Origin of the sequence: Sphingomonas yabuuchiae (assembly GCF_014199595.1) — a bacterium.
GTDB classification, from domain to species: domain Bacteria; phylum Pseudomonadota; class Alphaproteobacteria; order Sphingomonadales; family Sphingomonadaceae; genus Sphingomonas; species Sphingomonas yabuuchiae.
Genome location: NZ_JACHNX010000001.1, coordinates 520,653 through 541,104, shown reverse-complemented (window position 1 = coordinate 541,104; position 20,452 = coordinate 520,653). Strand labels below are relative to the sequence as shown.

Here is a 20,452-nt window from a genome sequence, read left to right as displayed (position 1 = left end):
CGTGAAGTTCCCTCGGGTGATCAGCGCTCGGCAGGCGCACACCCGACCAGACCGCCGACGGGCACAATGATTTCATCCTGATTTCCGCGCGTTAGGCGAATACTGGCATCGGAGACGATCGCCCCATCCTGCAAGGTTTCACGCTGGGTGATCGTCATGTCGAGTGTCGCGGTGACGCCCGCCCCGGCATAACGGGTCGTGCTCGCCAGCCCCAGCGTCGCGCCGCCCCCGGCCTCCGCCGCGGTCAGGTCGGTCGGCTTGCCGTCCAGCATGATGCGCAGCCGACCCGGCTCGACCATGGCGACGAAACGCTGGTCCTGCACCGCCCAGAGATAGGCCGCGCAGCCGCGCTGGGGCAGAGCCTGTTTGGGCAGTGCGCCCAGAACCGGGGGCGCGGGCACGGTCGGGGTCGCCTGTGCCAAAGCGAGGATCGACAGAAGCATCATGCGGCCATTCCTATCATCAACACCCAGGCCGGGTAAGCCGCCAGGGCCAGCAGCGATCCCAGCGGCACCATGTCCTGCCCGCTCGCCCGCTGCCCCAGCAGATGCCGCATGGCGACGAAGCCCAACCCGATGACGCATGCCGCCAGCAATACGCCCGGCAGCATCCGCCAGCCCAGCCACAGCCCGATCGCGCCCAACAGCTTGGGGTCGCCGCCGCCCATCCCCTCGCGCCCACGCCAGCGGCGATAACCCTCGGCAATCGTCCAGAGCGCGCCGAAGCCGACCACTCCGCCGATGACCCGCTCACTCAACAACGGTGCATGGCCGAGCACCCCGGTCAACACCCCCGCCCCCGCCAGCCACACGGTCAACCGGTCGGGCAGCCAGAAGGCCAGCGCGTCGAGCGCCCCCAATGCTAATAGCGTCCAGCCGAACAACGCCCCCATCCAGCCATCCGGCCCCGCGACCCAGCCCGCCGATACGCCGATCAGCGCGGCGACGACCTCGATCCGCCAGTGCACCGGATCGATCGGCTGGCGGCACCGCGCGCACCGTCCGCGCAGCGCGACGAAGCTGACAACCGGGACTAGCTCCCACACGCGCAACGTCTTGCCGCAATGGTCGCAGGCCGACCGCCCCGTCAGCACCGACCGCTCGTCCAGCCAGCGCAGCACCAGCGCCGCGACGAACGACCCGATGATCGCCCCCGCCACGCCATAGATCGCGGCCCAAACCGCCGATACCGCCCCGAACGTCATGCCGAACCCTTACATCTCCCCTCCCCTTCAGGGGAGGGGCCGGGGGTGGGGCGCTTCCGCGAACGCAACGCCTGTGGCGACGCCCCTGCCCAAACCCCTCCCCCGAAGAGGGGGGGCTTCGACCAGCCCTAACCCCTTTGCTTGCCGGGGGCAAAAGGCGTAAGGCCCGCGCCAAATAACGACATCAAAACAGACCCAATCGGAGAGTATGCCATGACGGATCCCATCGTCATCCTGTCCTATGCCCGCACCCCCATGGGCTCGTTCCAGGGCAGCCTGTCGAGCCTTTCCGCAACCCAGCTGGGTGCTGCCGCCGTCAAGGGCGCGGTCGAGCGGGCGGGTGTCGACCCCACGCTGGTCGAGCGTATCCATATGGGCTGCGTCCTCCCGGCCGGGCTGGGCCAGGCGCCCGCGCGCCAGGCGGCGATCTTTGCGGGCCTCGGCGAACATGTCGAGGCGACGACGGTCAACAAGATGTGCGGGTCGGGCATGCAGGCCGCGATCATGGCGGCGGAAGCACTGGCGGCGGGATCGGCCGACCTGATCGTCGCGGGCGGCATGGAGAGCATGACCAACGCGCCCTATCTCAGCCACAAGCATCGCGGCGGCGCGCGGATCGGGCATGACACGCTCTACGATCACATGTTCCTCGACGGGCTGGAGGACGCCTATGAGCGCGGCCGCCTAATGGGCCATTTCGCCGAGGAAGCCGCGCAGGAATATCAGTTCACGCGGGGCGCGCAGGACGATTTCGCCATCGCCTCGCTGGAGCGCGCCAAGGCGGCGCAGGGCGCGGGCGCGTTCGACCGCGAGATCGTGGCCGTCACGGTCAAGACCCGCAAGGGCGAGGAACAGATCACGCTCGACGAACAGCCCGCCAAGGGCGACCCTGCCAAGATTTCGACGCTGAAGCCCGCCTTCTCCAAGGACGGCACGATCACGGCGGCCAATGCCTCGTCCATCTCGGACGGTGCGGCCGCGCTGGTCATGACACGCCTGAGCGTGGCCGAGAAGCTGGGCGTGACGCCGATCGCACGGGTGGTGGCGCAGGCCGGCCACGCCCATGCCCCCGCCCGCTTCACCACCGCCCCGGTCTTTGCGATGCGCAAGGCCCTGGAGCGTGCGGGCTGGGCGACCGGCGACGCCGACCTCTACGAAGTCAACGAGGCGTTCGCGGCGGTGGCGATGATCGCGATGCGGGACATGGACCTGTCGCACGACCGACTGAACGTCCATGGCGGCGCCTGTGCGCTGGGCCATCCGATCGGCGCCAGCGGCGCGCGGGTGCTGGCGACCCTGTTGTCGGCGCTGGAGACGAAGGGCGCCAAGCGCGGTGTGGCGTCGCTCTGCATCGGCGGCGGCGAAGCCACCGCGATGGCGGTGGAGTTGATGTAAGCTCCCTCTTCCCCTTCCGTGGCAGGAGAGCACCTTCTTCTTACTCCCCTCCCGCAGGCGGGAGGGGTCGGGGGAGGGCACGGAGTCTCACCGAGACCATCGCCTGCGGCCGTCACTCCCCCACCCCCTCCCGCCTGGGAGGGGCGTGCCAAGTGCCTTACGGTAGAACCTCACCCGGCTCGACACCCCAGATCGAGCCCACCGGCACGAACCCGGCCTGCCCCTTCACGTCGAACCGGCACCAGCCGCCGTTACACTCGCTGATCCGCCCGACCACGCCGGGGGCCGCGCGCCACAGCGTCTTGGCGCCCTCATCCGGGGCCGAGCGCATCGGCAACGGCTCGGTGCCGCGCACGATCGCGGTGCGCGTGTTGCGCAGCAGGACGGCGAGCATCCAGCCCTCCGTGCCGTCCGGGTCCTGGACCTTGCGCCATTCCTTGAACACGGCGACGACCTTCACGGGCAGGTCGGCGCGGCGGTAATTCCAGCTGGCGGGATAGGTACGCGCCGGGCCGGTCCGCATCCGCGCCACCGATGCGCCGATCGACCCATAATAGGGCAATGCCCGCTTCTCGGTCGCGGCCTTCGCCACCGGGGCAAGCGGCCCCACCGCCAGCATTCCGCTCGCCAGCGTCGCCGCCAAAACAGCCAGCCCGGCCATGGACCTGCGCATCATCCGTACCTTTAGTTGCTCGCCTGCGCGTTGCTCTACGCCGAGCCGGGGGGCCGCTTCAACCATGTTCGGGCGCGCGATCGCCGGTTGACGGACCCGCAGGCTTGCCGCAATCCGATGGTCATGGTCGATCCACGCCGCTGCCTGAACCCCAGGGTGGTCGTCACCCGCGAACTGCCCGATCCCGTGATGGAGCGGATGGCCGCGCTGTTCGAGACACAGCTCAACCAGAGCGACGAAAAGCTCAGCCGCGAGCAACTGGCCGCCGCCATGGCCGATTGCGACGTGCTGGTCCCGACCGTCACCGATCCGATCGATGCCGACCTGATCGCGAATGCCGGACCGCGCCTGAAGCTGATCGCCAATTTCGGCGCGGGCGTGAACCATATCGACCTGAAGGCGGCGCGTGCGCGCGGCATCATCGTCACCAACACGCCTGGCGTGCTGACCGAGGACACCGCCGACATGACGATGGCGCTGATCCTGTCGGTGCCGCGCCGCCTGCCCGAAGGGGAAAAGCTGGTCCGTTCGGGCGCGTGGAAGGGCTGGAGCCCCGGCGGGATGCTGGGCCACCGGATCGGCGGCAAGGCGCTGGGCATCGTCGGCATGGGGCGGATCGGCCAGGCGGTCGCACGGCGCGCCCGCCCCTTCGGCCTGTCCATCCATTACCACAACCGCCGCCGCCTGCCCGCCAGCGTCGAGCAGGAACTGGGCGCGACCTGGCATGACGATCTCGATGCGATGCTGGGCGCGGTGGACATCGTGTCGATCCACACGCCGCTCAACGCCGACAGCCACGACCTGATCGATCGCCGCCGCATCGCGCTGATGCGTGCCCACGTCTATCTCATCAACGCCAGTCGCGGCGGAATCGTCGACGAGGACGCGCTGGTCGAGGCGCTCGAGAAGGGGCAATTGGCCGGGGCCGGGCTGGACGTATGGCGGCACGAACCCGAGATCGACCCGCGCCTGCTCGCCCTCCCCAATGTCGTGCTGACCCCGCATATGGGCTCGGCTACATTGGAGGGCCGCGTCGCCTCGGCCGAAAAGGTCATCGCCAATATCCGCAGCTGGGCCGATGGCCACCGCCCGCCGGATCAGGTGCTGGAGGGGTGGCTATAAACGCGATCGGCACTGTTTTCCCCTCTCCCCTGGAAAGAGGAGAGGCATGAAGAGGATTGCTGACTGGGATTACTCGGCGGCCTGCACGACGAAGGTGAACCACGCGCTGTCGGCGTGATCGTAAAGCTGGACGACCTGATCCTCGATCCGGCAGGTGAAGTGGCCCGAGCTGCTGCGGTCGAAGCCCTTCGTCTCGCCATCGGCGATTTCCATATAGATCGCGGCCCCCGTTCCGGTTTCACGCAGTTCGGGAAGCGTGCCGCCGAACTTCACGTTCCGGTCGCCGTCCAGCCCCTGCAGATGTTCGCCCCGAGCCTCCGCCGCGATGCGGCGGTGCCGGTCCTGCGCCTGGTCATAAAGCCCGGCCACCTTCCTGCCGGTCACGAGCGCATGGGACGAAGCGGCGATGATCGCGCGGATATCTGGTTGCATGACGTGCGACTGACACAGCCCATGGACCGGATCAACCTCGCGCTCGATGATGGTGACAGGCTGCCGGGAAGAGCCGCCCCTGATCCATGTCAAATTGTTGCAATGCGGAACCGTTGCTGCGGGATTGCATTCCCTTCCTGTCATTCAACGGGAGCTACCACCATGAAAAAGCTGGCAATTACCTTCACCTTGGCAGCCGCGGCGATGTCGATCTCGGCCTGCTCGACGCTGAAGGGGGCCGCCATCGGTGGTGCGGGCGGCGCAGGCGTGGCGGCGGCAACCGGCGGTAGCGTCGAGCGTGGCGCGGCGGTCGGCGGCACGGCGGGCGCGGTCGTCGGGACCGTCGCCGACTAATCTATCGTGCGGGAGCGGCGGCCTTCCCTGCCGCTTCCGCCATCAGCGCCCGGATACGCGGCGCATCCTTGGGCCGCCCGAAAAGGCGGAACAGTGCGAGCAATTCCTGCTGGTCGGGCACGAACAGGGGCCCATCGGATTTCATGATCCGCTGACGCGTGCGGGGTTCGACCCGCTGCCAGCATCCGGCGACGGCGACATCGAGACCGGCCATCACCTCGACCGGAACCGGTGCGGCCTGCCACCGCGCAAAGGCCGTCGAGCGAAACAGCGGATCAGGCGGCAAGAGGATCGGCGCGATACCCAGCCGATCGAACACCGCATCGGCCAGCCCGGCCTCGATCAGCAGATCGACATCGTCAACCGGACCGGCATCGATACCGTGCAACGTCAGCGCCGCGCTGCCGATGATCCACCAGCCATCGGGGAATGACGCCATCGCCCCTGCGACGCTGTGCAACGTCGCGCAGAGTTCCGGCGTCATCATGATGGATCAGTCCCCGGTCAGGATGCGGTCGACCAGCTGCTTCACGGTCGGCACGAACCCGTTCGAGTAGAAGGGATCGCGCTTGAAGTTATAGGCTGCGTGCCCGGCGAACATCAGATTCTGTTCGACATCCCCGCCATGCGCGATCTCCTGCAGCGTCTTCTGAATGCAGAAGCTGCGCGGGTCGGCCAGACGGCCGGTCGAATTGGTTTCGCTGTCCGCCCAGCTGGAGAACAGGCACTGCGACAGGCAGCCCATGCAGTCGGCCTGATCCTTGCGGATTTCCTTGGCCTCTTCCGGGGTCACGAATACCAGCGTGTTGTCGGGCGTCTTCAGCGCCATGGTGAAGCCCGCGCCGAACCATTCGCGCGCGCGCAGCAGGTCGCCCTTCGTCACCCAAAAATTCTTGCCCTTCACGCCCACGTCGAGCTGGAAGACATGATCACCCGCTTCCTGGGTCGAGAAAGCGATCTGGCGCTCCGAACGCGCCTCCAGGCTGCGCAGGAAGGGATTGCGCACCGCACTGGAATAGAAGCCGGTCGGCGAGAAGCGGTGGAGCAGGACATCGCCCTGCTCGATCGTCATCAGACGCTGCTTCCACTCTTCGGGGATCGGGCTTTCCTGGGTCAGCAGGGGGCGCGTACCGAACTGGAATGCGATCTTGCCCAGCTCGGGATTGTCGATCCAGTCGTTCCAGTCGCGAAGATACCAGACGCCGCCCGCCATCACGATCGGCACTTCGTCCGAAATACCGCCCTCGCGCATCGTATCGCGCAGCGCTTTCACGCGCGGATAGGGGTCCTGCGGCTGCAACGGGTCTTCGGCGTTGGACAGGCCGTTATGGCCACCGGCGAGCCAGGGGTCTTCATAGACCACCGCCGCCAGCCATTCCGACGCCTTGGAATAGGCGCGCTTCCACAAGGCGCGGAAGGCGCGGCCCGACGACACGATCGGCAGATAGCTGACCTGGTGATGGGCCGCGATCTCGGACAGCTTATAGGGCATGCCCGCACCGCAGGTGACGCCCGCGACCAGACCCTTGGTGCGCGCCAGCACGCCTTCCAGCACCCGCTGCGCGCCGCCCATTTCCCACAGAACGTTGATGTTGATGGCGCCCTTGCCACCGGCAATGTCCCAGGCGCGCTTCACCTGCTGGACCGCACCCTCGATGGCGTATTCGATCAGTTCCTCGTGCCGCTCGCGCCGGGTCAGCGCACGGTAGATCTGGGGAATGATCTTGCCCTCGGCGTCATAGCTGTCCGCGTTCACCGCCGACACGGTGCCGACGCCGCCCGCCGCCGCCCAGGCACCGGCAGAAGCGTGATTGGTCGCAGCAACGCCCTTCCCGCCTTCGATCAGCGGCCAAACCTCGCGGCCGTTGTACAGGATGGGGCTTAGGCCTTTGAACACGTCTTCACCTTACTGGTCCGAAAGGGTTTCATATAGCGTGTTAGGATCGCTATGCGAGGGGAATTAACGGCACCCCTCCGTGCCGGGTTCCGCCACGACCTTCAGCCAAGCGCGCCGGGTCGTCCGAGCACCTGTTCGTAGAGCGCCTTGTAGCGCGCGACCATCTGCGCCTGGTCGAACTCGGCACGCACCCGTGCCTGGTTGGCCGCCCCCGCCTGGGCGCGCAACTCGGGATGCGTGATCAGCGCCTGGATCACGTCGCGCAGGCGCACCTCATTGGGCGCGTCGGCGATGAACTGGCGATTGGGCTCGGACACCATCATCGGCACATCGCCCACCGGCAGCGAGGCGATGGGCAAGCCCGCCGCCATCCCCTCCAGCACCGAGATCGGCGCCTGTTCCGACAGCGAGGACAAGGCGACGATGTCGAAATGGCGGATGTAATTATACGGCCGCTCCAGGAAGCCCGGCATCACCAGCCGGTCGGCGATGCCCATGGCGGCGGCGGCCTGCATGATGTTCGCCCGCTCCGGCCCCTCGCCGACGATCACCAGCCGGAAGCGGTTGGGTATGCCGCCCATCGCGCGGACCAGCATGGGCAGGTTCTTGACCGTCCGAAGTCCTGCCAGCGCGCCGACGACGATCTCCTTGGGCTGGCGGACGAAACCGGGAATGCCCTTGGGATCGGGATCGCGGGCATAGAGCCGGGTGTCGATGCCGTTGGGGATGCGATGGACGCGCTCGGCAGGCTGTTTCCAGGTCTGGCGTGCGATGCCCTCCAGGATATGGCTCGGCACCGCCAGCGCATCCGCCGCCGACAGCGCGATGCGGCGATAGATGTTGCGCTCGATCTTGAGGCCCCGCGCCTCGTCGGCGTTGAAACCGTCCTCGTGATGGACCAGCGGCGGCGCGCCCTTGGAATAGACGCGGCGTGCCATCACCCCGTCGATCGCACCCCAATTATACGTCAGCACCAGGTCGAAGCGGCGCATATAGCCCGCAATCGCCTCGTACCGCTTGACCGAGGGCGTGCCGGTCAGCGGCGGCGCATCCTGCGCGATCTCGTAGCGAATGCCCTTGGCAATGGCATCGCGCGCGCCCAGTTCGTCGGGCAGTCCCGAGACGATGGTATGCTTGGCGGCATCGCCAAAGGCGTTCATCAACGCGACCGCCCGCGCCTCCTTGCCGCCCAGCGAGAAGGAGGAGTGGAGATGCAGGATGTTCAGCGGACGGGCCATGCCCGCCGGATTAGCGGGCGGCGGCGGCGTTGAAAACCGCTGGCGCCATTTTCCTCCCTTGCAAGGGGAGGTGGCAGGCCGAAGGCCTGACGGAGGGGTGTCACGGTTGGAGAGGTTGGGGATCGCTCGCGACCGGGGACACCCCTCCACCAGCTTCGCTGGTCCCCCTCCCCTTGCAGGGGAGGAATTTGCCGGTCTTACCCCGCCACCGTGTCGAGCAAGCGGCCGATCCCCGCCAGCGCCTCGGGCTCGGTCAGCAACGGCGTGTGGCCGACGCTCGGCACCGTCACCAGTTCGGACGGCGACAGCCGCGCGACCATCCGCTCGGCGACCCCGGCGCTCAGGATATCCGACCGCTCGCCGCGCATCACCAGCGTCGGCACGCCGTTCAGCGCATCGAGCGCGGCCCACATGTCCGGCCCGCCCTCGGTATTGGGCACGCGGAACGGCTCGGCGATCTTGAGGTCGTAATCGAGCACGATCCGCCCCGCGCTGGTCAGGCGGTGCGTGCGCTTGGCCATGGCCAGCCAGTCCTCGACGCCCCAGCCGGGATAGACGTCCTCGTTATTCTCCTGGACGCAGCGCGCGGCGTGCAGCCAGGTGGGAAAGCTCTGCCCCTTGCCGACATAACCACGGATACGCCCGAGCCCCGCCGCCTCGATCTCCGGCCCGATATCGTTCAGCACCGCCCCCGCCAGCCGCTCGCGCGCGGTCGCCGCCAGCACCATGGTCACGATCCCGCCCAGCGAGGTGCCGACCGCGACGAAGCGCCCGATGCCGAACTCGTCCAGCATCGCCTCGACGTCCTGCACATAGGTCAGCGGCACATAGCTCATCGGATCCTTGGCATAGGCACTCTCGCCCCGCCCCCGGAAGCTGACCGCGATGACCCGCGCGCGGCCGTCAAGCGCCTCGGCCAGCCCCTCGAAATCACGGGCATTGCGGGTCAGGCCGGGCAGGCAGATGACCGGGGGCAGCGTATCGTCCCCCGGATAATCCCGTGCATGGAGCCGCAGGCCGTCCTTCGACCACCAATATCGATTCTCATGAGGGATCATGCTTGAAGGTCCTCCGGTGCCGCCTCCATATCGCGGCATGCCCGTATCCCCGCAAGCCTATCGCCCTTCGACCGCCCTGACCGAGATCGCCGATTTCATCGCCGATCCCGTCGCGCCCGCCGATTTCCCGCAGACGATCATCCGCTTCCGCAACGACCGGGCGGCGGCCGAGATCGGGTTGGAGACGCTGACCGATGCGGAATGGGCCGCGCATCTCGGCCGGTTCCAGCCCTTGCCCGACACGCTGCCGGGGCCTTTCGCGATGCGCTATCACGGGCATCAGTTCCGCCATTACAATTCCGACCTGGGCGACGGGCGCGGCTTCACCTTCGCGCAGATGACGGCCTGCGATGGCCGGTTGCTCGAACTCGGCACCAAGGGGTCGGGGCAGACGCCGTACAGCCGCTCCGGCGACGGTCGCCTGACGCTGAAGGGCGGCGTGCGGGAAATCTTGGCGACCGAGATGCTGGAGGCGCTGAACGTTCCCACCTCGCGCACCTTGTCGATCATCGAGACGGGCGAGGCGCTGCACCGGGGCGACGAACCCTCCCCCACCCGCTCGGCGGTGATGGTGCGGATGAGCCATGGCCATATCCGGATCGGCAGTTTCCAGCGGCTGGCCTTCGAACGCGACGAAGCGGGCATGCGGCGGCTGGTCGCTTATGTCCTTCGCCACTTTTATGGCGAGGACTCGGACGATCCCGTCCGGCTGCTGACCCTGGTGGCGCAGCGGACCGCGACGCTGGCGGCGCGCTATATGGCCGCCGGGTTCGTCCACGGCGTGCTCAATTCCGACAATATCAACGTGACCGGCGAGAGCTTCGACTATGGTCCCTGGCGGTTCGCCCCCACTTGGGACCCCGAGTTCACCGCCGCCTATTTCGACCATAGCGGCCTCTACGCGCTCGCCCGCCAGCCCGAGGCGATCCAGTGGGACGTGATGCAGCTCGCCTCCAGCCTGCGCCTGATCGCCGAGAGCGATCCGCTGATCGCCGCGCTGGAGGGCTTTGCCACGACCTATCAGCAAGAGATCGTGACCGCGATCCTCTGGCGGCTGGGGCTGACCCCGCGCGGCGGCACCGAGGACCGCGCGCTCGTCCAGACTTTCGAACGCGCGCTGCGGGACAGCCAGGCGAGCCTAGACCGCGCCTATTTCGATCTGTTCGGCGGACAGGTGCCGGATCATTACGACGAGACGTGGAACGCGCTCCGCGACCTGATCGAGCCCTATGCTCCACGCCGCGCGCGCGACGATGCCTATTGGCAGGGCGAGCCCGAGTCGATGCTGATCGAAGAGGTCGAGTCGATCTGGGCCCCGATCGCCGAGCATGACGACTGGACCCTGCTCCACGACAAGGTCGCGCGGGTGCGTGCCATGGGCCGGGCGCTTGCCGACCCGGTTGCGGCGGCCTAGCATCGCATCACAAGGGCCTGACTCCCCCTTCCCCTTCAGGGGAGGGGCCGGGGGTGGGGCGCCCGCCCCAGACCTGGCATCGGTGGAGAGGCCCCACCCCAACCTCTCCTCTGAAGGAGAGGGGCTTGTCTGGATCAATGCCATGTCATCACCGCGCACGACCGAAACGCTATCGACCTACGAACCCGCAACCGGCGCGCTGATTGCCGAGCTTCCCGTCGGCGATGTCAGTACGGAGGTCACTACCGCCAGGGCGGCATGGGCCGGTTGGGCGATGACACCGCTGGCCGAGCGGATCGAGACGCTGCGCCGCTTCGCCGAAATCGTGCGGGCACGCGCCGACGCCTTTGCCGACCTGATCGCGCGCGAGACGGGCAAGCCGCTCTGGGAAGCGAGGACCGAGGTCGACACCGTGATCGCCAAGGTCGCGATCTCGATCACCGCGCAAGCCGAGCGCGCGGGCGAGCGTTTCACCGACCAGCCGGGCGGCGGGCGCATGGCGCTGCGTCACCGGCCGCATGGCGTGCTGGCGGTGCTGGGGCCGTATAATTTCCCCGCCCATCTACCCAACGGCCATATCGTGCCAGCCCTGCTGGCGGGCAATGCGGTGGTGTTCAAGCCATCGGAAAAGACACCCGCGACGGGCGCGTTCCTGGTCGAATGCTATCATGCGGCAGGGGTGCCCGATGGGGTCGTGCGGCTGCTGATCGGCGGACCGGATCAGGGCCGTGCGCTTGCCGGGCATGACGATATCGACGGGCTGCTCTTCACCGGCTCGGCGCGCACGGGCCTGGCGCTCAACCGCCAGTTCGCCGAGCAGCCGGAAAAGATCCTGGCGCTGGAAATGGGCGGCAACAACCCGATCATCGTCTGGGACGATCCCGACCTCGACGCCGCCGCCGCGCTGATCGTCCAGTCGGCCTATACCACCGCCGGGCAGCGCTGCACCGCCGGGCGACGGCTGATCGTCGAGGACCGGCTGTTCGATCCGCTGATGACGGCGCTGACCGGGCTGGTCGACCGGCTGATCCTCGGCGCGCCGCATGACGAGCCCGCGCCCTTCATGGGGCCGGTAATCGACAATGACGCAGCGGACCATCTGCTCGCGCGGGTCGAGGAACTGGTGACGAGTGGCGCGAAGACCATCCGCCCCTTGGAGCGCATCTCGCCCGACCGGCCGCTTCTGACCCCCGCTATCCTCGACGTCGGCACCGTCGCCGAGCGTCCCGACGACGAGTTGTTCGGCCCAGTCCTGCAAGTCTCCCGCGCATCCGACTTTGCGGATGCGATCGCGGAAGCCAACGCCACCCGCTACGGCCTGTCCGCCTCGCTGATCTCGCCCTCGCGCGAGCGGTACGACGCCTTCTGGACCGGCATCCGTGCCGGGATCGTCAACTGGAACCGCCCGACCAACGGCGCGGCCTCCAGCGCCCCGTTCGGGGGCATCGGCTGGTCGGGCAATCACCGCCCGAGCGCCTATTACGCCGCCGATTACTGCGCCTATCCGGTCGCCAGCGCCGAAAGCGACAGCGCCGCGGCTACGATCCCGATCGGCCTGCGCCCGCATAGCTGATCTAACTCCACCCCAAGCATCGCTCGGTTGTCGATCGTGGTCGGGGGGATCATCTTTGGAGCATGGCTAGTCTTCTCGATCCCACCGCGCGTGGCCGCGTGATCCTGGTTGGTGCAGGCCCCGGCGATCCGGGCCTGTTGACCGTGCGCGCGGTCGAGGCGTTGAAGACCGCCGATGTCGTCGTGCATGACGGGCTGATCGATCCCCGCGTCCTCGACCTTGCGCCGCCACAGGCCCAGCGCATCTCGGTCGCCAAGCGGCGCGCGCGGCATACGCTGTCGCAGGACGCGATCAACGCGCTGATCGTCGCGCATGTGAAGACGGGTGCGATCGTCGTGCGGCTGAAGGGCGGCGACCCGTTCATCTTCGGACGGGGCGGCGAAGAGGTGGAGACGGTGCGCGCCGCCGGCCTGCCGGTCGAGGTGATCCCCGGCGTTTCGGCGGCGCTCGGTTGCGCGGCAGAGGCGATGCTGCCGCTGACCCACCGCGACCACAGCTCGGCCGTGTCCTTCGTCGCGGGCCAGTGCAAGGGGCTGACCGATCAGGACTGGTCCGGGTTGGCGGGTCAGGGCCGCACGCTCGTCATCTATATGGGCGTGGCGACCGCCAACGGTATCGCCGACAAGCTGATGGCCGACGGCGTCGCCCCCGACATGCCCGTCGCGGTGCTGGAGCGCGGCACGCTGGAGGGGCATCGCGCCATCCGCACTTTGCTCGCCGATCTCGGCGCGATGGTCGAGCGCGAGGCGGTGCAGAGCCCGGCGATCATCGTCGTCGGCGAAGTCGTGATCCTGTCGGATGCCGAAGACAAGCTCGCGCGTTGGGCCCGCGTGGCGGAAGGAATGAGCGCATGAAGCTGTTGACGGGCAATGACTTGGGTACCGGCGATGTCGTCTGGTGGACGGGGCGCGACTGGTCGCGTCATATCGAGGACGCGGTCGATGTCGGCGGACAAGGCGAGGCCATCCTTCGCGCCGAGGAAGGCGCGCGCCGGGTCAACGTGCCCTATCTGATCGATGCCGAGGCGACCGAACAGGGCCCCCGCCCCGCCCATATCAAGGACCGTATCCGCGCGCTCGGCCCCACGGTGCGCCCCGACCTGACGCTGAAGCCCGCCGATGCGGATGCCGGCGCCTGGGTTATCTGAGAGAACCGCCATGTATCGCTATGACGAATATGACCAGAGCATCGTCGATGCCCGTGTCGAGGAATTTCGCGACCAGGTGGAACGCCGCCTGTCGGGCGCGCTGACCGAGGATCAGTTCAAGCCGCTCCGTCTGATGAACGGTCTCTATCTCCAGTTGCATGCCTATATGCTGCGCGTCGCGGTGCCCTATGGCACGCTGGACAGCCGCCAGATGCGGATGCTGGGCCATATCGCGCGGAAATACGATCGCGGTTACGGCCATTTCACCACGCGTCAAAACATCCAGTATAACTGGATTAAGCTGGCCGATGCGCCCGACATCCTGGCCGAGCTGGCAACGGTGCAAATGCACGCCATCCAGACCTCGGGCAATTGCATCCGCAACATCTCGTCGGATCAGTTCGCCGGGGCGGCCGCCGACGAGGTCGCCGATCCCCGCCCCTGGGCCGAGCTGCTGCGGCAATGGTCGACCTTCCACCCCGAGTTCACCTACCTGCCGCGCAAGTTCAAGATCGCGGTGATCGCGGCGGACGAGGATCGCGCGGCGATGCGGCTGCACGATATCGGTATTCAGCTGCTGACGCGCGACGGCGTGCTGGGCGCGAAGATCTTCGTCGGCGGCGGCATGGGTCGCACCCCGATGATCGCGCATGAAGTGAAGGACTTCATCACCGCCGACCATCTGATGAGCTATCTTGAGGCGTGCCTGCGCGTCTATAACCGCTATGGCCGTCGCGATAATATCTACAAGGCGCGGATCAAGATCCTGCTTCATGAGATCGGCGTCGATGCCTATCGCGAGCAGGTGGAGGCGGAGTTCGCCGCCATTCGCGACCTCGGCATCGACCCGCCACTCGCCGAGCTGGAGCGGATCACCGCCATGTTTACCGGTCCCGACTTCGCCAGCGATGCGCCGGACACGGTCGACCGCGCCGACCCCGATTTCGCGGTCTGGCTCGATCAGAATGTCGCGGCGCACAAGCAGCCGGGCCACGCCATCGTCACGATCAGCCTGAAGCCGATCGGCGGCATCCCCGGCGATGCGTCTGCCGACCAGATCGACCTGGTGGCCGACCTCGCCGAGCGTTACGGCCATGACGAACTGCGCGTCACCCACGCCCAGAACATCGTCCTGCCGCATGTCCGCAAGGCCGACCTGTACGTCATCTGGACCGCGCTGCGCGACGCCGGGCTGGCCGAGGCGAACCTCGACCTGATCTCCGACATCATCGCCTGTCCGGGCCTGGATTATTGCAGCCTGGCCAATGCCCGCTCCATCCCGCTGGCGCAGAAGATCGGCGAGCGTTTCGCCGGGCGGCAGCGCGAGCTGGGCGAGTTGAAGCTGAAGATTTCGGGCTGCATCAACGCCTGCGGTCATCATCATGCCGGGCATATCGGCATTTTGGGTGTCGATAAGAAAGGCACCGAGAATTACCAGCTGCTGCTCGGCGGATCGGGGGCGGAGGACGTCTCGCTCGGCAAGATCACCGGCCCCGGCTTCGATGAGGACGGCGTGGTCGACGCGATCGAGCGCGTGACCGACCGCTATGTCGCATTGCGCGAAGCGGACGAGCGCTTCCTCGACACCTATCGCCGCGTCGGCATGCAGCCGTTCAAGGAAGCGATCTATGGTTGATCCCATCACCGTAAACACGAACGCGGGCGAGACGCTGCTGCGCTTTCGCGACGATGTGGTGCATGACGAACCGGCGGTGACGCTGGACGCCTTTCTGGGCCAGACCAACGCCACCGCCGTCCGGCTGGAGGCGGGCGACGATGCGCGCGAGCTGCTGGAGCATCTGGGACAGATCGCGCTGGTCGAGATCAGCTTCCCGACCTTTCGCGACGGACGCGGCTATTCGGCGGCGCGTATCTTGCGCGAGGCGGGGTTCGAGGGCGAGTTGCGTGCGGCGGGCGACGTGCTGGTCGACCAGATCCCGCACATGCGCCGCTGCGGCTTCGACAGCTTCGCGCCCGAAAAGCCGGTCGATGCGGCAACGCTGACCAAGCTGCTCGCGCTCTACCCCCAGCCCTATCAGAAGGCCGCCGACGCCCGCGTGCCGGTGTGGAAGCTACGCCATGGCTGAGCGTGCACTCGACCGGATCGACGTGCGGCCGACCTATACGGACGAGGATGCGGCGGCGTATGAAGCGCGCTTCGCTGGCGTGCCCGCGCCGGACATGCTGCGCACCCTGCTGACCGGCGAGTTGCACGGGCAGATCGCGGCGGTGTCGTCCTTCGGCACCGAGTCCGCCGTGCTGCTGCATATGGTCGCAAGCGCCGATCCGGCGACCCCGGTGGTCTTTACCGACACGCTGAAGATGTTTCCCGAAACGCTGGCGTACCGCGACACGCTGGTCGCGCGACTGGGCCTGCTGGACGTCCGTGTGATCCAGCCCGACCCCGCACTGCTGGCGGCGAAGGACCCGGACGGCATCCGCCATGGATACGACCCCGATGGCTGCTGCGACCTGCGCAAGGTCGAGCCGCTGGCACGCGGCCTCGCGCCGTTCGAGGCGTGGATTTCGGGTCGCAAGGGTTTCCAGGCGGGCACCCGCCGCGCCCTGCCCCGGTTCGAGGTCGAGGATGGCCGGTTGAAGCTCAACCCGCTGGCGGACTGGGACAAGGCGGCGCTGGACGGCTATTTCGCCGCATACGACCTGCCGCGCCATCCGCTGGAGGCGGAGGGCTATCTCTCGATCGGCTGCGCGCCCTGCACCAGCCAGGTGAAGCCCGGCGAAGACCCGCGCGCGGGGCGCTGGCGCGGATTCGACAAGGTGGAATGCGGCATCCACCGGCCTGTTTCGGCGATATAAACCGGAGCGTGACGGGCTTCCATTTCATCCTGTCTTAACCGCGCCGCGACACAAGTCGCCGGACAGGATGAAGGAGCCTTCCATGTACAAGGTGACGGTCGACCTGGCCCGCGGCTATTTCGAAGTGACGCCGCACGGGTTCTGGACCCTGGACACCATAGCCGACTTCGCCCGCGAGCTGGAACAGACCGTCCACCGCATCCGCGCCACCGGCCGCACGCCTGTCAGCCTGTGCGATCTATCGGGTGCGATGATCCAGAGCCAGGAGGTCGTCGCCGCCTTTATCCAGATGATGCAAAATCCCGCCGTCCGTTCGGGCCGCGTCGCCGTCTATACCCCGGGCGCGCTGACGCGGTTTCAGGCGGTACGCGCCAATCAGGACCACGAAGAGTTTCGGTTCTTCACCTGCAAGGAGGCAGCCCGCACCTGGCTGTTCGCACCGCAGGAGTGAGGTTGCGAGAAGCCTCGCCTACCCCTCGCCTACCCCCACCTCCGTTCGCACTGAGCGAAGTCGAAGTGCATGCTCCGGACCATGCGGCGGGGGACTCCCTTGGCCTTCGACTTCGCTCAGGCTGAACGGAGGGCGGGGTTAGACACCCCAGCCCTCAACCGCAGCGGATCAATACCCCGCGAAATCCGTGAACCGCGTGATCGTCGGGTCGAACTTCATCACGACCTTGCCGGTCGCACCGTGACGCTGCTTGGCGACGATCAGTTCCGCCAGGCCGTACACCCGCTCCACCTCGGTCGCCCACTTCGCGTGGTCCTCGAAGACCTTGCCGTCATCGCCTTCCATCGGGCGCTTGGGCTCGCGCTGCATCATGTAATAGTCTTCGCGGAACACGAACCAGACCATGTCGGCGTCCTGCTCGATCGAGCCCGATTCGCGAAGGTCGGACAGCATCGGGCGCTTGTCTTCGCGCTGCTCGACCGCACGGGACAGCTGCGACAGCGCCAGCACCGGCACGTTCATGTCCTTGGCCAGCGTCTTCAGCCCGCGCGAAATCTCCGAGATTTCCTGCACGCGATTGCCCTCGGACGACTTGCCCGAGCCGGTCAGCAGCTGGAGATAGTCGACCACCACCAGACCCAGCTCGTTGTTCAGCCGCCGCTGAAGCCGCCGGACGCGGGTGTGGAGCGCGGAGATGGTCAGGCCGCCGGTATCGTCGATGAATAGCGGCAACTGCTCCAGCTCGGCGGCGGCGGCGGCGAGTTGGGCGAACTCGTTGCGGCTGATCTTGCCCATGCGCAGCGCTTCGGAGCTGATCCCCGACTGCTCGGCCAGGATACGCGTCGCCAGCTGGTCGGCCGACATTTCGAGGCTGAAGAACGCGACCTTGGCGCCGACCGACTCGGAGGGCGGGATGCCGTCCTGCATGTCGCGCATCCAGCGACGCGCCGCGTTGAACGCGATGTTGGTCGCCAGCGAGGTCTTGCCCATGCCCGGACGGCCCGCCAGGATCATCAAGTCGGAGCGGTGCATACCGCCGATCTTGGCATTGACCGAGTCGAGACCCGTGGTGATGCCTGAGACATGGCCGCCCGAGTTCAGTGCGCGCTCGGCATTCTTGACCGCCATGGTGGTGGCCTGGGAGAAGCTCTTGACCGCATTCTCGGAGCCGCCGTCCGCCGCGACCTTGAACAGCTCATTCTCGGCCAGCTCGATCTGGGCGCGCGGGTTCACCTCTTCGGAGGTGTCCATCGCCCGGTCGACCAACGTGCGGCCCACCGTCACCAGCGCGCGGAGCATCGCCAGGTCATAGATCTGCGTCGCGAACTGCCGCGCACCGATCAGGCCCGCGCCGGAACCCGTCAGCTGCGCCAGATAGGACGGGCCGCCCAGCGCCTTCATCCCCTCGTCCGCCTCGAACATGGGGCGCAGCGTGACAGGCGTCGCCAGCATGTCGGTGGCGCGCAGATTCTTGATCGCGGAAAATACGCGGCCATGCACCGGCTCGAAGAAATGCTCCGGGTCCAGCCGGTCGACCAGATCGTCGGCCAGCCGGTTGTCGATCATCATCGCGCCCAGCAGCGCGGCCTCCGCCTCGATATTGCGGGGAAGCTGCTGCGGCTCGGTGGCGGCAGCGGGGTTCTGGAATGCGAGGGTGGCCATTTCGTCGGCGTTAGCGCGGAGTGGCGTCGGAGCAAAACGCATTGCGTCGATCAGCGGGGGATTTGCGGCGCACGCGCTTCGCGACTATCCCCGTCCCATGGCCGATCCCCGGATCATATCCATCGATCTCGACGAGCGCAGCCTGGGCTGGCGCTCGGCCGATGTCGAGCAGGAACGGCGGATCGCGATCTTCGACCTGATCGAGGAAAATTACTTCGCGCCGCAGCGACCGCAGGCGGACGGCTATGCCGGGCCCTACCGCATCAAGCTGGAGTCGGAAGAAGGCCGACTCGGCATCCATATGCACCGCGAGGACGGCACGCATATCGAGACCCTGGTGCTGGCGCTCGGGCGTTTCCGGCGGCCGATCAAGGACTATTTCGCGATCTGCGACAGCTATTACCAGGCGATCCGCGCCGCCACGCCGCAACAGATCGAGACGATCGATATGGCCCGGCGTGGCATTCATAACGACGCCGCGCAGATGCTGAAGGAGCGGCTGACCGGCAAGATCGAGGTCGATTTCGACACCGCGCGCCGTCTGTTCACGCTGCTCTGCGTCCTGCATATCCGCAACTGATGGCGATTCTCTGGAAAATCGGCGCGGGCCTGCTGGCCCTTGGCGCGATCAGCGCGGGCGGGCGGCACTGGGCCACCCATTGGCAGCCACCGACCGAGCGTTATGCGCTGCAAGGCATCGATCTGCCCGAGAACCCGCCTGCCGTCGAATGGCGCACGCTGCGCGCGAACGGCGCAGACTTCGCCTATCTGGTCGCCACTTCGGGCACCGACCGGCGCGACCCTTCGTTCGAGGGCAATTGGGACGCCCTGCCCGAGGCGGGGATGCGGCGCGGCGCGGTCCATATCTATTCGCTGTGCCAGCCTGCCGCGGCACAGGCGGATGCCTTCAACATCTTCGTGCCGCGCGCGGGCGACGCTCTGCCCACCGCGATCGACCTGTCCTTTCACGACGATTGCGCCGCCCGGCCCGAGCGTGCGCAGCTGGTCGCCGACCTGACCCGCTTCGTGGCGATGGTCGAGACGCATACGCGAAAGCCGGTGATGCTGCGCGTGTCCAAACCGTTCGAGCGCGAATATGACATCACCACCGCGCTCGACCGTCCGGTCTGGGCGATCGGCAATCTGCTCAAGCCCGATTATGCCGCGCGCCCCTGGCGCATGTGGCGTGCCAGCGATTTCCGCCGGGTCGAGGGGGTGGAAGGCCCCGTAAACTGGGACGTCGTTACACCATGAATGCCATCGATCCTCACGCCCTCATCACGGCCGCCCGCGATGCCGCGCGCAACGCCCATGCGCCCTATAGCCGCTTTGCGGTCGGCGCGGCGTTGCTGATGGAGGACGGCTCGGTCATCACGGGCGCCAATTTCGAGAATGCCAGCTACGGCCTGTCGCTCTGCGCCGAGACCGTCGCGATCGCCACCGCCTCGGCGGCGGGGCGACTGCGCGAGATCGTCGCGATCGGCGTGATCGGCGGCGCGATGGACGCTGCGGGCGTGCCGACCGGCACCACCCCGGTCAGTCCCTGCGGCCGCTGTCGCCAGGTCATCAACGAAGCCGCACAGATGGGCGGCCGCGACTTGCCCGTCCATTGCGGCGCGGCCGAGGGCGACGCGGTGCGGACCTATCGTTTGTCGGAACTGCTTCCCGACGCGTTCGGCCCGGCGGATTTGGGAATCGGCTGAATTCGCGCGAAGGCGCGGATATCTTGTTCGCGCAGAGAGCGCAGAGAGGAAGTTTACAGTTCTTCTTTTTTAGGAGCGGCTAGTAACCTCGCACTCTCTCTGGGTCCTCCGCGCCTCTGCGCGAACCAATCTTGAAACTTCGCAGCTTCGCGCGAGCACATAGCTTGGTGCAATGGCTGATTTCTCACGCGAAGGCGCGAAGACGCGAAGATTTTTTCACGCGGAGACGCGGAGGCGCGGAGAAGAAGAGGTTTAGTCTCCCGTGCCCCCGGCAATGACCCGCCATCGCTTACGATCGGATACGCTCCCCTC

The 20,452-nt window shown here is 67.2% G+C and carries 23 protein-coding genes; 14 read left to right on the top strand and 9 right to left on the bottom strand.

The window, feature by feature from the left end; translation table 11 throughout:
* Window positions 1-20: 20 nt before the first annotated feature.
* Window positions 21-446, bottom strand: a complete 426-nt coding sequence (locus tag GGQ89_RS02675; protein ID WP_076715058.1) for a hypothetical protein — start codon at window positions 444-446, stop codon at window positions 21-23.
* Window positions 443-1,204: a prepilin peptidase gene (locus tag GGQ89_RS02670; protein WP_184103829.1), complete on the bottom strand. Its 762-nt coding sequence runs from the start codon at window positions 1,202-1,204 to the stop codon at window positions 443-445. The genes GGQ89_RS02675 and GGQ89_RS02670 overlap by 4 nt, the downstream gene beginning before the upstream one ends.
* Before the next feature lie 213 nt (window positions 1,205-1,417).
* Here GGQ89_RS02670 and GGQ89_RS02665 point away from each other — a divergent pair, with 213 nt between their 5' ends.
* Complete coding sequence (locus GGQ89_RS02665) at window positions 1,418-2,599, top strand: acetyl-CoA C-acyltransferase (RefSeq protein WP_184103827.1); 1,182 nt, start codon at window positions 1,418-1,420, stop codon at window positions 2,597-2,599.
* 157 nt (window positions 2,600-2,756) lie between these two features.
* Here the strand turns inward: GGQ89_RS02665 and GGQ89_RS02660 are convergent, their stop codons facing one another.
* Complete coding sequence (locus GGQ89_RS02660) at window positions 2,757-3,260, bottom strand: SH3 domain-containing protein (RefSeq protein WP_244955748.1); 504 nt, start codon at window positions 3,258-3,260, stop codon at window positions 2,757-2,759.
* 135 nt (window positions 3,261-3,395) lie between these two features.
* Between GGQ89_RS02660 and GGQ89_RS02655 the strand changes: the two genes are divergently transcribed.
* Complete coding sequence (locus GGQ89_RS02655) at window positions 3,396-4,394, top strand: 2-hydroxyacid dehydrogenase (RefSeq protein ID WP_184103825.1); 999 nt, start codon at window positions 3,396-3,398, stop codon at window positions 4,392-4,394.
* Between the two features lie 69 nt (window positions 4,395-4,463).
* Here GGQ89_RS02655 and GGQ89_RS02650 read toward each other — a convergent pair whose 3' ends face one another.
* Window positions 4,464-4,826: a hypothetical protein gene (locus GGQ89_RS02650; RefSeq protein WP_056430298.1), complete on the bottom strand. Its 363-nt coding sequence runs from the start codon at window positions 4,824-4,826 to the stop codon at window positions 4,464-4,466.
* A 162-nt stretch (window positions 4,827-4,988) separates the two neighbouring features.
* Here GGQ89_RS02650 and GGQ89_RS02645 point away from each other — a divergent pair, with 162 nt between their 5' ends.
* Window positions 4,989-5,180 carry a hypothetical protein gene (locus GGQ89_RS02645; RefSeq protein WP_042486195.1) on the top strand — a complete coding sequence of 64 codons (192 nt, stop codon included), beginning with the start codon at window positions 4,989-4,991 and terminating at the stop codon, window positions 5,178-5,180.
* Between the two features lies 1 nt (window position 5,181).
* On the opposite strand, the gene GGQ89_RS02640 is transcribed toward GGQ89_RS02645, so the two are convergent.
* The 4 genes from GGQ89_RS02640 to GGQ89_RS02625 form a co-directional block, all read right to left on the bottom strand.
* Entirely contained in the window at window positions 5,182-5,667 is a 486-nt protein-coding gene (locus tag GGQ89_RS02640; protein WP_184103824.1) for a hypothetical protein, read from the bottom strand.
* Window positions 5,668-5,673: 6 nt separating this feature from the next.
* Window positions 5,674-7,077, bottom strand: a complete 1,404-nt coding sequence (locus GGQ89_RS02635) for an NAD(P)H-dependent flavin oxidoreductase (protein ID WP_056430300.1) — start codon at window positions 7,075-7,077, stop codon at window positions 5,674-5,676.
* 101 nt (window positions 7,078-7,178) lie between these two features.
* Window positions 7,179-8,315: a glycosyltransferase family 4 protein gene (locus GGQ89_RS02630; protein WP_184103822.1), complete on the bottom strand. Its 1,137-nt coding sequence runs from the start codon at window positions 8,313-8,315 to the stop codon at window positions 7,179-7,181.
* Between the two features lie 197 nt (window positions 8,316-8,512).
* A complete protein-coding gene (locus GGQ89_RS02625; protein ID WP_184103820.1) occupies window positions 8,513-9,373 on the bottom strand; it encodes an alpha/beta fold hydrolase in 861 nt (286 codons plus the stop codon).
* A 37-nt stretch (window positions 9,374-9,410) separates the two neighbouring features.
* Between GGQ89_RS02625 and GGQ89_RS02620 the strand changes: the two genes are divergently transcribed.
* The 8 genes from GGQ89_RS02620 to GGQ89_RS02585 all read left to right on the top strand — a co-directional run bounded on the left by GGQ89_RS02620 (window position 9,411) and on the right by GGQ89_RS02585 (window position 16,775).
* Window positions 9,411-10,787 (top strand): protein adenylyltransferase SelO family protein, encoded by a 1,377-nt coding sequence (locus GGQ89_RS02620; RefSeq protein ID WP_184103818.1) that lies wholly within the window; start codon window positions 9,411-9,413, stop codon window positions 10,785-10,787.
* Window positions 10,788-10,929: 142 nt separating this feature from the next.
* Window positions 10,930-12,360: a succinylglutamate-semialdehyde dehydrogenase gene (astD, locus tag GGQ89_RS02615; RefSeq protein ID WP_184103816.1), complete on the top strand. Its 1,431-nt coding sequence runs from the start codon at window positions 10,930-10,932 to the stop codon at window positions 12,358-12,360.
* A gap of 62 nt (window positions 12,361-12,422) precedes the next feature.
* Complete coding sequence (gene cobA / locus GGQ89_RS02610; protein ID WP_184103815.1) at window positions 12,423-13,214, top strand: uroporphyrinogen-III C-methyltransferase; 792 nt, start codon at window positions 12,423-12,425, stop codon at window positions 13,212-13,214.
* Complete coding sequence (locus tag GGQ89_RS02605) at window positions 13,211-13,507, top strand: DUF2849 domain-containing protein (protein ID WP_056430319.1); 297 nt, start codon at window positions 13,211-13,213, stop codon at window positions 13,505-13,507. The genes cobA and GGQ89_RS02605 overlap by 4 nt, the downstream gene beginning before the upstream one ends.
* A gap of 10 nt (window positions 13,508-13,517) precedes the next feature.
* Window positions 13,518-15,143: a nitrite/sulfite reductase gene (locus tag GGQ89_RS02600; protein ID WP_184103813.1), complete on the top strand. Its 1,626-nt coding sequence runs from the start codon at window positions 13,518-13,520 to the stop codon at window positions 15,141-15,143.
* Window positions 15,136-15,594: a DUF934 domain-containing protein gene (locus GGQ89_RS02595; RefSeq protein ID WP_056430324.1), complete on the top strand. Its 459-nt coding sequence runs from the start codon at window positions 15,136-15,138 to the stop codon at window positions 15,592-15,594. Before GGQ89_RS02600 ends, GGQ89_RS02595 begins: the two co-directional genes overlap by 8 nt.
* Window positions 15,587-16,324, top strand: a complete 738-nt coding sequence (locus tag GGQ89_RS02590) for a phosphoadenylyl-sulfate reductase (RefSeq protein ID WP_184103811.1) — start codon at window positions 15,587-15,589, stop codon at window positions 16,322-16,324. The genes GGQ89_RS02595 and GGQ89_RS02590 overlap by 8 nt, the downstream gene beginning before the upstream one ends.
* Window positions 16,325-16,406: 82 nt before the next feature.
* Window positions 16,407-16,775, top strand: coding sequence for an STAS/SEC14 domain-containing protein (locus tag GGQ89_RS02585; RefSeq protein ID WP_184103810.1), 369 nt, complete (start codon window positions 16,407-16,409; stop codon window positions 16,773-16,775).
* A 168-nt stretch (window positions 16,776-16,943) separates the two neighbouring features.
* Here the strand turns inward: GGQ89_RS02585 and GGQ89_RS02580 are convergent, their stop codons facing one another.
* The gene (locus GGQ89_RS02580) at window positions 16,944-18,437 is read right to left on the bottom strand and encodes a replicative DNA helicase (RefSeq protein WP_056430330.1); all 1,494 of its coding nucleotides are present in this window, start codon (window positions 18,435-18,437) and stop codon (window positions 16,944-16,946) included.
* A gap of 97 nt (window positions 18,438-18,534) precedes the next feature.
* Between GGQ89_RS02580 and GGQ89_RS02575 the strand changes: the two genes are divergently transcribed.
* Genes GGQ89_RS02575 through GGQ89_RS02565 form a run of 3 tightly spaced genes read left to right on the top strand, consistent with a single transcriptional unit; the run spans window position 18,535 to window position 20,140 of the window.
* Window positions 18,535-19,017, top strand: coding sequence for a UPF0262 family protein (locus tag GGQ89_RS02575; protein WP_056430331.1), 483 nt, complete (start codon window positions 18,535-18,537; stop codon window positions 19,015-19,017).
* Window positions 19,017-19,691 carry a GH25 family lysozyme gene (locus tag GGQ89_RS02570; protein ID WP_184103808.1) on the top strand — a complete coding sequence of 225 codons (675 nt, stop codon included), beginning with the start codon at window positions 19,017-19,019 and terminating at the stop codon, window positions 19,689-19,691. Before GGQ89_RS02575 ends, GGQ89_RS02570 begins: the two co-directional genes overlap by 1 nt.
* On the top strand, window positions 19,688-20,140 hold the full coding sequence (locus GGQ89_RS02565; RefSeq protein ID WP_184103806.1) for a cytidine deaminase: 453 nt from the start codon (window positions 19,688-19,690) through the stop codon (window positions 20,138-20,140). Before GGQ89_RS02570 ends, GGQ89_RS02565 begins: the two co-directional genes overlap by 4 nt.
* Window positions 20,141-20,452: the final 312 nt, after the last annotated feature.

Excerpts from the sequence above, each read along its gene's own strand:
- GGQ89_RS02675 (WP_076715058.1), bottom strand. The coding sequence starts at position 446 with ATGATGCTTCTGTCGATCCTCGCTTTGGCACAGGCGACCCCGACCGTG.
- GGQ89_RS02670 (WP_184103829.1), bottom strand. The coding sequence starts at position 1,204 with ATGACGTTCGGGGCGGTATCGGCGGTTTGGGCCGCGATCTATGGCGTG.
- GGQ89_RS02665 (WP_184103827.1), top strand. The coding sequence starts at position 1,418 with ATGACGGATCCCATCGTCATCCTGTCCTATGCCCGCACCCCCATGGGC.
- GGQ89_RS02660 (WP_244955748.1), bottom strand. The coding sequence starts at position 3,260 with ATGGCCGGGCTGGCTGTTTTGGCGGCGACGCTGGCGAGCGGAATGCTG.
- GGQ89_RS02655 (WP_184103825.1), top strand. The coding sequence starts at position 3,396 with ATGGTCGATCCACGCCGCTGCCTGAACCCCAGGGTGGTCGTCACCCGC.
- GGQ89_RS02650 (WP_056430298.1), bottom strand. The coding sequence starts at position 4,826 with ATGCAACCAGATATCCGCGCGATCATCGCCGCTTCGTCCCATGCGCTC.
- GGQ89_RS02645 (WP_042486195.1), top strand. The coding sequence starts at position 4,989 with ATGAAAAAGCTGGCAATTACCTTCACCTTGGCAGCCGCGGCGATGTCG.
- GGQ89_RS02640 (WP_184103824.1), bottom strand. The coding sequence starts at position 5,667 with ATGATGACGCCGGAACTCTGCGCGACGTTGCACAGCGTCGCAGGGGCG.
- GGQ89_RS02630 (WP_184103822.1), bottom strand. The coding sequence starts at position 8,315 with ATGGCCCGTCCGCTGAACATCCTGCATCTCCACTCCTCCTTCTCGCTG.
- GGQ89_RS02625 (WP_184103820.1), bottom strand. The coding sequence starts at position 9,373 with ATGATCCCTCATGAGAATCGATATTGGTGGTCGAAGGACGGCCTGCGG.
- GGQ89_RS02620 (WP_184103818.1), top strand. The coding sequence starts at position 9,411 with ATGCCCGTATCCCCGCAAGCCTATCGCCCTTCGACCGCCCTGACCGAG.
- astD (WP_184103816.1), top strand. The coding sequence starts at position 10,930 with ATGTCATCACCGCGCACGACCGAAACGCTATCGACCTACGAACCCGCA.
- cobA (WP_184103815.1), top strand. The coding sequence starts at position 12,423 with ATGGCTAGTCTTCTCGATCCCACCGCGCGTGGCCGCGTGATCCTGGTT.
- GGQ89_RS02605 (WP_056430319.1), top strand. The coding sequence starts at position 13,211 with ATGAAGCTGTTGACGGGCAATGACTTGGGTACCGGCGATGTCGTCTGG.
- GGQ89_RS02600 (WP_184103813.1), top strand. The coding sequence starts at position 13,518 with ATGTATCGCTATGACGAATATGACCAGAGCATCGTCGATGCCCGTGTC.
- GGQ89_RS02595 (WP_056430324.1), top strand. The coding sequence starts at position 15,136 with ATGGTTGATCCCATCACCGTAAACACGAACGCGGGCGAGACGCTGCTG.
- GGQ89_RS02590 (WP_184103811.1), top strand. The coding sequence starts at position 15,587 with ATGGCTGAGCGTGCACTCGACCGGATCGACGTGCGGCCGACCTATACG.
- GGQ89_RS02585 (WP_184103810.1), top strand. The coding sequence starts at position 16,407 with ATGTACAAGGTGACGGTCGACCTGGCCCGCGGCTATTTCGAAGTGACG.
- GGQ89_RS02580 (WP_056430330.1), bottom strand. The coding sequence starts at position 18,437 with ATGGCCACCCTCGCATTCCAGAACCCCGCTGCCGCCACCGAGCCGCAG.
- GGQ89_RS02575 (WP_056430331.1), top strand. The coding sequence starts at position 18,535 with ATGGCCGATCCCCGGATCATATCCATCGATCTCGACGAGCGCAGCCTG.
- GGQ89_RS02570 (WP_184103808.1), top strand. The coding sequence starts at position 19,017 with ATGGCGATTCTCTGGAAAATCGGCGCGGGCCTGCTGGCCCTTGGCGCG.
- GGQ89_RS02565 (WP_184103806.1), top strand. The coding sequence starts at position 19,688 with ATGAATGCCATCGATCCTCACGCCCTCATCACGGCCGCCCGCGATGCC.